This window comes from Burkholderia sp. Ac-20392 (genome assembly GCF_017104585.1).
GTDB classification, from domain to species: domain Bacteria; phylum Pseudomonadota; class Gammaproteobacteria; order Burkholderiales; family Burkholderiaceae; genus Burkholderia; species Burkholderia lata.
The window spans coordinates 40,286-52,197 of sequence record NZ_JAAGPB010000017.1; the positions used below are offsets into that span (position 1 = coordinate 40,286).

At 61.5% G+C, this 11,912-nt stretch carries 10 protein-coding genes, 1 tRNA gene and 1 pseudogene; 10 read left to right on the top strand and 2 right to left on the bottom strand.

What is annotated here, in order from left to right:
* Nucleotides 1-21: 21 nt before the first annotated feature.
* The 4 genes and pseudogenes from G3N99_RS04595 to G3N99_RS04615 form a co-directional block, all read left to right on the top strand.
* Nucleotides 22-407 (top strand): annotated as a pseudogene (locus G3N99_RS04595) (ShlB/FhaC/HecB family hemolysin secretion/activation protein); the annotation flags it as partial.
* Nucleotides 408-425: 18 nt separating this feature from the next.
* Nucleotides 426-719, top strand: coding sequence for a hypothetical protein (locus G3N99_RS04600; protein WP_241011472.1), 294 nt, complete (start codon nt 426-428; stop codon nt 717-719).
* Nucleotides 720-1,298: 579 nt separating this feature from the next.
* Complete coding sequence (locus tag G3N99_RS04610) at nt 1,299-1,751, top strand: Imm6 family immunity protein (RefSeq protein ID WP_241011473.1); 453 nt, start codon at nt 1,299-1,301, stop codon at nt 1,749-1,751.
* 3 nt (nt 1,752-1,754) lie between these two features.
* On the top strand, nt 1,755-3,515 hold the full coding sequence (locus tag G3N99_RS04615) for a ShlB/FhaC/HecB family hemolysin secretion/activation protein (protein WP_206121754.1): 1,761 nt from the start codon (nt 1,755-1,757) through the stop codon (nt 3,513-3,515).
* Nucleotides 3,516-3,924: 409 nt separating this feature from the next.
* Here the strand turns inward: G3N99_RS04615 and G3N99_RS04620 are convergent.
* Nucleotides 3,925-4,015: transfer RNA gene (locus tag G3N99_RS04620), tRNA-Ser, on the bottom strand.
* Between the two features lie 57 nt (nt 4,016-4,072).
* Entirely contained in the window at nt 4,073-6,253 is a 2,181-nt protein-coding gene (locus G3N99_RS04625; protein WP_206121755.1) for a TonB-dependent siderophore receptor, read from the bottom strand.
* Between the two features lie 347 nt (nt 6,254-6,600).
* Here G3N99_RS04625 and G3N99_RS04630 point away from each other — a divergent pair, with 347 nt between their 5' ends.
* The 6 genes from G3N99_RS04630 (at nt 6,601) to G3N99_RS04655 (ending at nt 11,725) form a co-directional block, all read left to right on the top strand.
* Complete coding sequence (locus G3N99_RS04630) at nt 6,601-7,230, top strand: LysE family translocator (RefSeq protein WP_206121756.1); 630 nt, start codon at nt 6,601-6,603, stop codon at nt 7,228-7,230.
* A gap of 45 nt (nt 7,231-7,275) precedes the next feature.
* Complete coding sequence (locus G3N99_RS04635) at nt 7,276-7,692, top strand: hypothetical protein (RefSeq protein ID WP_174946741.1); 417 nt, start codon at nt 7,276-7,278, stop codon at nt 7,690-7,692.
* A gap of 353 nt (nt 7,693-8,045) precedes the next feature.
* On the top strand, nt 8,046-9,137 hold the full coding sequence (locus G3N99_RS04640; RefSeq protein WP_174946743.1) for a toxic anion resistance protein: 1,092 nt from the start codon (nt 8,046-8,048) through the stop codon (nt 9,135-9,137).
* A 20-nt stretch (nt 9,138-9,157) separates the two neighbouring features.
* Nucleotides 9,158-9,904 (top strand): VWA domain-containing protein, encoded by a 747-nt coding sequence (locus tag G3N99_RS04645; RefSeq protein WP_174941752.1) that lies wholly within the window; start codon nt 9,158-9,160, stop codon nt 9,902-9,904.
* Nucleotides 9,905-9,951: 47 nt separating this feature from the next.
* Nucleotides 9,952-10,968 (top strand): DUF475 domain-containing protein, encoded by a 1,017-nt coding sequence (locus G3N99_RS04650; protein ID WP_174941754.1) that lies wholly within the window; start codon nt 9,952-9,954, stop codon nt 10,966-10,968.
* A 100-nt stretch (nt 10,969-11,068) separates the two neighbouring features.
* Entirely contained in the window at nt 11,069-11,725 is a 657-nt protein-coding gene (locus tag G3N99_RS04655) for a TerD family protein (protein ID WP_174941756.1), read from the top strand.
* Nucleotides 11,726-11,912: the final 187 nt, after the last annotated feature.

An 11,912-nucleotide genomic window follows, 5' to 3' on the forward strand; every position in this document is an offset into this window, starting at 1 on the left:
ACGCTGCGGGAATGGTAAATAATGAAAATACCTATGCGGCTGACGACCTTGCCGATTATGGCCTTGGCTTCGTTCGCAGTACACGCAGAGCAAGCTCCCACGGGCGAAGATCGTGCAGCCGCCGCACGCGCGAACGCGGAACAGGATCGACAAGCGCAGCAACAAAGCAGCGCGACGCTACCGTGCGCGCCCCGTCTGTTCGGTCGGAAGTGCCGCAGGTCGAAACGTATCCCGCGATACCGAGCGAACAGCCGTGTTTCCGTGTCGATCGGTTCGAGCTTGATGTACCGGATTCGCTGTCCGATTCCGCGAAGGCGATCGGAGCATCCGCCTTGCCAATGGATCGCTTCGCCACCGCGCGTGAATGGCTCGCCCACTACGCAGGCCAGTGTGTCGGCAATCGCGGGTAGCGGAAAAGTGCCAAAATGATGAATTACAATTGCGTAAAATGGATTCACTCAATCCCCAGTGAGCCAATTATTATTTACAGCGAGCTTGATGAAGGGCGTTGGGAAATACGTAAGGTTGAAGTGTACGCCGATGGCCGGATGGGCTACGCCTGTCAATTGGAATCGGCAGGCGGTTCTGGACTAAGTAAGGAGCCGATTCCATCGTTGGATGAGATCTCTAGCGACAGTCAATTTAAACCAATTGAAATAAATGGGTCTGAGTTTGAGCGCGTATGGAGTGCGGCCCAATCGAAGTGTCAGATTAAGTGATTGTTCGTATGTGAGTTAAAATATAAAATAGATTGGTAGGCTTTCCAATTGCAGGTGTGGTTTCACCCTCAATTAAATTCGTGGAGATCGATTGGCTGGAAAATAGTGCCAAAGATTTTGGGGGGGCTTGATGAGCGGTGAATTGAGAGTTGTCATTGGTGAGCTAATAGAGTTGTCTGGAGGGCGGCGCATCAACTTGCCTGCGCCTGACGATCATTTAATATCGGAATGCGAGAATGAAATTGGATTTTTGTTTTCTGATGATTACAAATATTTTTTAACGCATGCGAGCACCATCTTTTTTGGAGTCCTAGAGCCACTGGTAGTTACCGGCAGCAAGGAAGACCGCTGCGAATTGACAGCGGCCACTCAAAGGGCGCGTCAAGTTGGCTTGCCCTCCGATTGGCTTCCGATCTGCGAGGATAACGGTGATTATTACTGCATCACTCCTGACGGGAGAGTACGGTTTTGGTCGCCGGATGGGGTCACGACTGAGTCGTGGACCGATCTTGCTGAGTGGATAATAGAGGTTTGGTTATCGAATAGATAAACCTGACTTTCGGTCTGGAGTAAAAATTATTGGCTGATTTCGTGAATGCGCTGATAGCCATGCCGTGGGAGAAAAGAGCTTCCGCCTTGCTTGAGGTCGCTGGCCGCGCGAATGAGACTATCAGGGCGTCGCATCCTCAAAGCTTTAAGGCGTGCGAGCAAGCTTTAGCAGCATGTAAAGATTGGCTGGATGGGAAGCCTGTTACGCCGGAAAGCTTGGCCACCTACCTTGATGCTGATGGAAGAGGGAATCCGTGGATGCAGGAGGCCGTATTTAATGGCGATCCTTCCGGCCTCAATGCGCTTATATTTATAACGATGGTGATCGGGCATATTGCATACATCTCATACGTTAACCATGAGAAATCTATGTATATGTCAGAGGTAATTTCGGAGGCCGGTTCAAATATTTTTAAGTCAATCGCCGAATATGGTACTCCATACGGGATTTCAGAATTTAATTTTGATTGCGGTTCGATTTAGACAATGAAAATATATGCGGGGTTGATTGCTTTTCCCATCACTGCCATGGTGTCACTCGGGGTGCATGCACAGCAGGCTCCTACGCCTGAAGATCGAGCCGCCGCCGCACGCGCGAACGCGGAACAGGATCGACAAGCGCAGCAGCAACGCGATGCACAGCAGCGCGACGCTACCGTGCGCGCCCCGTCTGTTCGCTCAGAAGTGCCGCGCGTCGAAACTTATCCGGCGCTGCCGAGCGAGCAGCCGTGTTTCCCTATCGATCGTTTCGCGCTTGACGTCCCGGATTCTTTGCCCGATTCCGCGAAGGTAATCGGTGCATCCGCGTTGCCGATGGATCGCTTCGCCTTCGCCCGCGAATGGCTCGCGCACTACGCCGGGCAGTGCGTCGGCAAGCAAGGCGTCGATACGATCGTCAAGGGGCTGTCTCGGGCGATCTTGGCGCGCGGCTACATCACAACGCGCGTCCTACTGCCGGAACAAGACTTGGCGACGGGAACGTTGAAGCTTGCGTTGGTACCCGGCACGATCCGGCACGTTCGCTTCGCCGACGAGAAATTGCGTGGCACATGGAAGACTGCATTTCCGACGCGCGACGGCGACCTGCTGAACCTGCGTGACCTCGAACAAGGTCTGGAGCAAATGAAGCGCGTCACCAGTCAGGACGTATCGATGCAAATTGTGCCGGCAGACGTGCCGGGCGAAAGCGATGTTGTACTGGACGTGAAGCGCGTCAAGCCGTGGACGGTCGTCGCGTCGATTGACAACTCTGGTACGCGCGCCACCGGCAAGCTGCAAGGCAATCTGTCCATCGGTATCGACAACCCGCTCGGCTTGAACGATATGTTCAACGTCGGCGTCAGCCAAGACCTCGAATTCGGTGACAAGCGCCTTGGTTCACACGGCTGGAACGGCTTCTATTCGATTCCGTGGGGCTATTGGACCGCCACGATTGCGGCGTACACGAACACCTACTATCAGCAGATTGCCGGTGTAAATCAGACGTTCGTAGCGAGCGGCAATTCGAAGACGATAGATTTCAAACTTGCGCGCGTGCTGCTGCGCAGTCAGAACGATGTGTTCGGCGGGTACGTCCGTCTGTCTCGCCGCTTCGGCGAAAGCTTCATCGAAGACACGGAAATCACGCAGCAACGGCGCAACAATACGATCATCGAACTTGGCCTGACCGATCGCCACTACTTTGACGGTGCGCAGTTCGACGGCACGCTGGCCTATCGTCAGGGCATCGGCGGTTTGGGCGCGCAGGACGACATACTCGCTGCCGGTGGCGATCCGACTTATCGCTTCAAGATGGCAGTACTCGATGCGAACCTGTCGGTACCGTTTGCGATCGCGAAGCAGCCGTTCCGATACGTGACGAGCATTCACGGTCAATATACGGGGAACTCGCTGTATTACATCGATGACCTGACCATCGGCAGCCGCTACACAGTTCGCGGTTTCGACGGTGAAACGATGCTGGCGGCGGCGCGCGGGCTCTACTGGCGTAACGAGTTGCAGATGCCGATCGGCCAGACAGGGCAGATGGTCTACGCGGGACTCGATTACGGTCGCGTATGGGGACCACAGCCCGTTGCGCTGGTCGGCACACAGTTGGCCGGTGCAGTGATCGGCGTCAAGGGTAGCGTAGCAACGCGTTTCGGTGGCTACGGCTATGACCTGTTCGCAGGAACCCCGGTCTACAAACCGTCCGGCTTTCCGACTGCGCGCGTGACGGTTGGATTTCAGGTGACGGCTCAGTTTTGAGCAGGCTGCAATCCGTGCGCATTCGGCTTGATTGGAAACGACGGATTGACGGCAGCAACCCATGCTGGAAGATAGGGCGCTGACGGTATTTTTGCAGCGGCACGTCAATGGGCTGTTGTCGCCGCATTCCGAGCCTCGTCCACCAAGCTTCCACTGCGGCTCGGCGCACGTGGGTATCCGGGGATACGTTGTGGCACAAACTGTTGTCAGGTTTGCGCTGCTACCGAACTTGACGGTGAGCCGTAGTTCATTGCGCGTGACGTAGTGGGAACGAGCAACTACTGTGGGTATGAGAGGCTATGCAGTTCCGTGACCCGGCCGAGTTTTGGCCTGATGATGGGGCGCATGATGGATCAAAAAACAAAAAGCCCCGCAGATCATTGATTCTGCGGGGCTTTTTCATTCATTCTGGCGGAGAGAGGGGGATTCGAACCCCCGATAGGCGATTAACCTATACACGCTTTCCAGGCGTGCGACTTAAACCACTCATCCATCTCTCCGGAAGACCGAGAGTATAGCAAACTCTGGCGGCAGCCCGCCACTCCATTCCGCGATCGTCAAAAATCCGTCGTCATCGACAGCCACACCGAACGCGGATCGCCTTGTGTCAGGTACCCGCCGGTCGTCGACGACCAGTACGACTTGTTCGTGACATTGCGCACGGTCGCACGGAACGTCGTCTTTCGGCCGAACAGTTCCGTCGCGTAGCGCGCACCGAGATCATAGCGGTCCCATGCCTGGATCGACGCCGTGTTCGCGACGTCCACGTACTGCGGGCCCGTGTGGATCCAGCGTGCGGTCAGCGTGAGGCCGCGCAGCATCGGCACGTCGTATTCGGCGCCCGCGTTGAGCAGGAACGACGGCACGCCGATCGGCCGGTTGCCATCGTTCGCGCCGCCCGCCGTGTTCTGCAGCGTCGCGTTGATGTACGTCGCGCCCGCGATCAGCCGGACGCCTTTCCACGGTTCACCGAACACGGCAGTTTCCACGCCACGGTGTCGTTGTGTGCCATTGGCGCCGAACAGGTTCGACGTCGGATCGGTGTACGCCATCGGCTTCTCGATCTGGAACAGCGCGAGCGACGCACCGTACTTGCTGGTGTCGTAGCGGATGCCGGCCTCGACCTGCTTCGACCGGAACGGCGACAGCGACTGGCCCGCATTGCGCGCGGTGTTCGGCGCGATTTCGCCCTGCGCGAGCGCCTCGCTGCGGTTCGCGTAGATCGATACGTTCTGCCACGGCTTGACGACGAGACCGAACACGGGCGTCGTGATCGCGTCGCTGTACGTCGACGACACCGCGCCCGTGTAGTCGAAATTGTCGACGGAGATCGACTGGCGGCGCGCGCCGATCGTGAACAGCACGCGGTCGCCGAGGAAGCCGAGCGTGTCGGACACCGCGACGCTGCGCAGCCAGGTCTTGGTGACCGTGCCCGGATCGCTCATGTCGCCGCCCGCATAGGCGGTCGGCGGGAACGTGACCGGCGCGGGATCGTAGAGCGTCGTCGGGAACGCACTCGACATCGTGTACGCAGACTGGCTGTCGATGCGAATGAACGATGCGCCGGCCGTCACGAAGTGCGACACGGGGCCGGTCGTGAAGCGGCCGCGCACACCGGCTTCGGCCGATTGGGCATCCTCCTTGTGCGGCACGCTCAGACGCGAGCCGGTCGTGCCGGACGACGAGTAGGTCGGCGTGTAGTAGTCGCCGTGCTCGTTCGTATGTCGGGCGCCGGCCGACACATAGGCAGTCCATGCGGGCAGGAAATCGTATTCGGCGCGCACGATCCCGACCGTATCCTCGAGCTCGCTGAAGCTCCACGGCTGCGCGTAGTTGTGCGTCGCGGACGGCACGGCCGGCACCTGGCTACCACTGACCAGCACGACGGGGCGGCCGTTGTCGATCCGTTCGCGCTGATACAGGAAGTCGCCGTACAGGCGCAGCTTGTCGCCGCGCCAGTCGAGCGATACGGCCGTCACGTTGTTGCGGTGGCGCTCGTCGCTGACGGCCGTGTCGCCGCCGCCGATCGACTGGTTCACACGCACGCCGAACTGGCCCTCGCTGCCGAAGCGGCGGCCGACGTCGACGTGCGTGCCGATCGAGCCGGACACCGAGCCGTCGACGGTGACGCGCGTGAGCGGTTTGTCGTCCGCGCGCTTCAACTGCAGGTTCACGCCGCCGCCAACCGCGGAGCCGTTCGGCGACGCGCCGCTCAGGAAGGCATTCGCGCCCTTGAGCACGTCGACGCGTTCGATCGCCTCGGTCTGGACGAGCTGTCGCGGCGTGACGCCGTACAGGCCGTTCAGCGAGACGTCGTCGCCGGCGAGCTGGAAGCCGCGGATGATGAATACCTGCGAGAAGTTGCCGTAACCGGACGCGCTGCGCACGGCCGGATCGTTGTCGAGCACGTCGGCAAGGGTGCGTGCCTGCTGGTCTTCGATCAGCTTCGACGTGTAGGTGGTCATGCTGAACGGCACGTCGCTCGCCTTTTGCCGGCCGAGTACGCCGTAATCCGCACCGCGCGCGACCTGGCCGCCCGCGTAGGTCGGCGCGAGGTCGCCGGGCAGCGGCTCGGCGGCGCCCGTGACGTTGATCGACGGCAGCACGGACGTGTCGGGCGCGACAGTGGCGGCGGACGGGGCCTGCTGGGCCTGCGCCGAGGTAGCGAGCGCGCAGGTCAGCGCAATGCCGAAGGCAATCGGCGTGAGACGCCGGGCGGGTAACGAAAGTGTCGACATGGGACGCAAATCGGGTGTGGTCGGTAATCCATCCCAGGGCGGCAAGTCGGAATCCGGGCGGGGTGATGCGTCCGTGCAGTCGCGGACGTTTTTTTATCGAGGGGCGGAGTCTAACGTAAACGAGAATCATTGTCGTTTACGAAAATGATCGCTCACTATCTGGGATGGCGGTCGAATGCCGTGCCGGATCGAGGTCACATGGCCGCCGAGCGGACATCGGGACGAACGTGCGATCATGAGCCGCTCGAATTCGTCGTCATGATGAGTGCGCGCCGGCAGCGCCCCGCGTGGTTGAAGACGGCGACGCCATCCCGTCCGCACGCTCCCTTCAGAAGGAACGCCACGCCATGTCGCTGTCCGCCTTGCTCGCTTTTGCCCTGATCCTGTCCGTCGGCGTTGCGACGCCCGGCCCGACGGTGTTGCTCGCAATGAGCAACGGCTCGCGGTACGGATTGCGTCACGCGATGGTCGGCATGCTCGGCGCCGTCACGGCCGATGTCGTGCTCGTCGCGCTGGTCGGGTTCGGTCTCGGGATGCTGCTCGACGCGTCGGAAACGGCATTCGTCACGCTGAAACTGGCCGGCGCTGCGTGGCTCGCCTATGTCGGTGTGCGGATGCTGCTGTCGTCCGGCGGTTCTGCCGCTGCGCAGGCGCTCGATCACGCGACGCCCGATCGCCGGACCGCGTTCCTGAGGAGCTTTTTCGTTGCGATGAGCAACCCGAAGTACTACCTGTTCATGTCCGCGCTGCTGCCGCAGTTCGTCGACCGGTCGCACGCGATCGCGCCGCAGTACGCGATCCTCGCGGCGACGATCGTCGCGATCGACGTCGTCGGGATGACCGGCTATGCGCTGCTCGGCGTGCATTCGGTGCGTGTGTGGAAGGCGGCGGGGGAGAAGTGGCTGAACCGCGTCAGCGGGTCGCTGCTGCTGATGCTCGCGGGGTACGTCGCGCTGTATCGCAAGGCCGCGAACTGACGCGGCGATGCCTCGGGAACGAGCCCTTCGCCAACCGGCCCGGCGATGAAGCCGATCGAGCGCTTCACGCTCGAAACGCACGATGGTCCTTATGAAGCGTGGCCGTCACGCACGCATGTGCTCGTGAATGGCGAACGTTCCGGCCTCACTGTTTCCGGCTATGTGCTGCTTCGCCAGTTCGAGACGCCGGACGCGTATCTGCTCGTCACCGACTACGACTGCCTGTTCGAGGAGGCCGTCACGTTCACGCTCGTGTCGAAGGATCCGTTGAAGGAACTTGCGCGGCGCACGGTGGGCGCGATGTACGCGTCGTGCCATCTGAACGACATGACGTGGGCCGACGACCGGCATTTCAGCGCGACGTTCGTCGACATCGAAGGACGGTGGGATTTCACGATTCGTGGCCGATCGGTGCCGTTCATCCTGCCTCGGCTCGGGATGAATCGCGTGCAGGATCGGTAGCGCGCGATCGGCACTCGCGCGTGTCTCGGCCACGCATGTGCGTCGTCCGAAACCCGCCCAGGCAGGCGGTTTCATTTATCTTTCACAATGATCTGACATGTAAGTTTCGATACGTTCGAATCTTGCGCGGCCCGTATGCATGGCGGCAGGGACGGCAACGATCGGGCATCGTGTCGATCCATCACATTACAAAATGAATGTAAATTGAAAGAATTCCTTCCCTTGACGCAAGGCGCTCGAGCCATTTATTGTCCGTCTGCCGCCCGTGAGAGAGCACGGCGGCAATCGCGGATGCGCGCCTCGCGCGCATGACAACACGCAGCAGAAAGCAGAAAAGGAAACGTGGTAGCCACATGAAGCCGCTATTCGATGACAAGAACTCCGATGCGGTCAGCGATCGTCCTTCCACCCCGTCTTCGTCCCCCGTCGTCATGCCTGCCGCCGCCGTTGCCGTGCCGGTTGCACGCCCGGCGGAGAATGTCCGCCTGATCACCGTCGACGAGATCGACCAGCTCGGCGCGACGCAGGGCACGCGGATCGCGGCCTTCTCGCAGCAGATTCTCGCGAGCGTCCGTGCGTCGGATGCCGACCAGTTCGGCGACAAGCTCAACGAACTGATCGCGACCGCGAAGGGGCTCGACCCGCGCGGCGCCGACAAGGGCGGGCTGCTTACGCAGGTCACGCGGCTGTTCCGCTCGACCAAGGAGAAGCTGCTGTCGCAATACGAGTCGGTGAGCAAGCGGATGGACACGCTCGTCGTCGAGCTCGAGAACCATGCGCAGCGCCAGAAGGCCGGCATCGACGAGCTCGAGCGGATGTACAACGACAACTACGCGCTGCACCAGGAGCTCGCGCAGTCGAAGGCGCAGGGTGAAACGGCGCTCGCGACGCTGCGCGCGCATCTCGAAGCCGGCCAGCAGCCGGTGGACGACGCGTTCGCCGCGCAACGCCTGCTCGACGTGAAGCGCAAGGTCGACGCGCTCGAAAGCAAGCTCGACGACCTCGATCGCGCGATGCTGATGTCGAAGCAGCTCGCGCCGCAGATCCGGATGGAGCAGGACCAGAAACGCACGCTGACGTCGAAGTTCATGACGATCAAGACCGTGCTGATCCCCGCGTGGACCAACGCGTTCGCGCTCTACCTCGAGCAGCTCAGCACGAAGCGCGCGGCGGCGCTTGCGAACGCGACGTACGACGCGGCCGACGAGGCGATCCGCGCGCAGGCCGACCTGAACCGCCAGAACGCGCAGGAAGTCGCGAAGCTGAGCCAGCGCCCGGTGATCTCGACCGACACGTTCGAATACGCGCAGCAGCAGCTGTTCGGTGCATTCGACGACATCACGCAGATCATCGCCGACGGCAAGCGCCAGCGCGAGCAGGACGCGCCGCGCCTGCGCCAGCTCGAACAGGACCTGATCACCCGATTCGCTCCGAAGCACAACTGAAAGAACCGAGAGAACACCGCATGATTACGCTTGAGAAACGCGCGGCGAAGGTCGCGATCGTCCTCGAAAAACGCCAGATCCTAAAGCCGCCCGTCGTGCGTGTCGGCGCGGCGCTCGACATCTCCGGCTCCGCGAAGCCGCTGTACCAGTCGGGCGTGATCCAGGACACGCACGACCGGATCCTCGGCATCGCACTCAAGTTCGACGACAACGGCGAAGTCGATACGTGGACCTTCACCGAAGGCTACGACCGCCTGCCGACCGCCACGCCGGACAACTACGGCTCGTACATCTCCGACCACGTGCTCGAAGCGCGGATCGACAAGTGGGGCGGCACGCAGTACGCGCCGGTGATGAACGACATCGTCGACTTCTTCTTCCGCGCGCCGGAGCCGTCGCCGAAGCGCGAAGAGAAGCGCGGCTTCCTGAGCCGGCTGTTCGGCGGCGCGGACGAGACGCCGGCGCCGGCTGCTTCCGCACCGGTGAACGGCCATCTGCCCGCATGGGTGCTGTTCGTCACCGACGGCCAGAACCCGAAGAACGATCGCAAGCGCGTGCGCCAGCTGCTGGCCGAGTCGCAGCACTACCCGCTGTACTGGTCGCTCGTCGGCGTCGGCGATCCGAGCGAATTCGGCTTCCTCGCGGAAGTCGCGGACGAGATGCCGAACGTCGGCTTCCTGCATCTCGAATCGCTCGACCTCAGCGACGAACAGATCTACGAACAGTTGATCACGCAGGAATTCTGCGAATGGGTGCGCGCGAAGTAAGCGCAGCCCGCCCGTCTTTTATCCAGAACTCGATTACTCCCCCCATCATGTTGAAAGACTTCAAGATCCCGTTGTCGCTTACGGTGCTCGCGCTCGTCGCGGCCTATCTCCTCGGCGGCGTGAAGGACATGCTGATCGTCGCGGTCCTGTCGGTGCTCGAAATCTCGCTGTCGCTCGACAACGCGGTCGTCAATGCATCGGTGCTCAAGAACTGGTCGGAGAAGTGGCGCAACCGCTTCATGGTGTTCGGCCTGCCGGTCGCCGTGTTCGGCATGCGGCTCGTGTTCCCGCTGCTGATCGTCGCGGTGATCGGCCACATCGGCATGTGGGACGCGCTGAAGCTCGCGATCGAATCGCCGGAGCAGTACGCGTCGATCCTCACGTCCGCGCATCACCAGGTATCCGCATTCGGCGGCGCGTTCCTGCTGATGGTGTTCTTCAAGTTCATGCTCGACACCGAGAAGGACGAGCACTGGATCGGTTTCCTGGAAGGCCCGATGAGCCACCTCGGCCGCATCACGGCGCTGGAAGTGGCGCTGACGCTCGCGATCATCATCATCGCGTCGCTCTATGTGCCGGCGGTCGAGCAAGTGGGCTTCCTGCTCGCCGGCGCGTTCGGCGTGATCAGCTTCGTGATCGCCCACGGCATCGGCGACCTGATCGGCGGCGAGGAGACGGGTACGCGCGTGGTGCGTGAAGGCGTCGCGGGTTTCATGTATCTCGAAGTGCTCGATTCGTCGTTCAGCTTCGACGGCGTGATCGGTGCATTCGCGCTGTCGAACAACATCTTCCTGATCGCGCTCGGCCTTGGCGTCGGCGCGGCCTATATCCGGGAGATGACGCTCGTGCTGCTGAAGAAGGGCACGCTCGCGCAGTACCGCTTTCTCGAACACGGCGCCTTCTGGGCAATCGGTGCGCTCGCAACGATCATGTTCCTCGGCGTGAAGTTCGAAGTGCCCGAGGTCATCACGGGCCTGATCGGCGCGGCGATGATCGCCGCGGCCGTGTGGTCGTCGATCATCGTGCAACGCAAGGAAGACCGGACGGCCGTGGCGGGCGAGTAATCACGCGTCACGCGCGGGGCGAACACCATCAACGAGGGGCCGCGCAGGGCGGCCCGGCATTGCCGCCGGCACAACGGCGGTTCCAGCAGAAGAGGTTCAGATGATCAATTTGTCGAAAGGCGGTCGCGTCAACCTGTCGAAGGAAGCGCCCGGCACGCAGAAGTTCCGCATCGGTCTCGGTTGGGACGCGAACGCGACGGACACGGGTACGGACTTCGATCTCGACGTGTCGGTGTTCCTGTGCAAGTACGACGCGCAGAGCAATCCGAAGCTGATCTCGGATCAGCACTTCGTGTTCTACAACAGCGAAGTGCGCACGATGGAGCGCAAGGACACGTTCATCCAGCCGGGCGACGATTTCCCGAAGCGCGGGATGCCCGCATCGAAGTGCCTGGGCGTCGTGCACAGCGGCGACAACCGCACGGGCAGCGGCGACGGCGACGACGAAGTGATCTTCATCGACGTGACGAAGCTCGCGGCCGACGTCGAGGAAATCTCGGTGGTCGTGACGATCGACCAGGCCGAAGCGCGTCGCCAGAATTTCGGCCAGGTGCGCAACAGCTACATCCAGATCGCCGACGAAGTGTCGGGCGCGGTGATCGCGAAGTACGCGCTCGAGGAAGACTTCTCGATGGAGACGTCGGTGCAGGTCGGCAGCTTCTATCGCCGCGACGGCCACTTCATGTTCAAGGCCGTCGGCGCCGGCTACAACCGCGGCCTGGGCGACTTCGTGCGTGCTTACGGCGGCGCGGTCTGACTGGCGGCAGCCCGGCCGGCGGGATACCGCCGCGCCGGGGAGGGAGCGAGTGGGAGAGGGGCGGGTAGGGAAAGAGTGTATATCCCGGTGTAGGTCGCGGTGTGCGCTGGATCCATAAAAAAAAAAACAACTAGCACCATTCGTCGCGACCACACCAATCATCACCACATCGCCACTCTCACACACA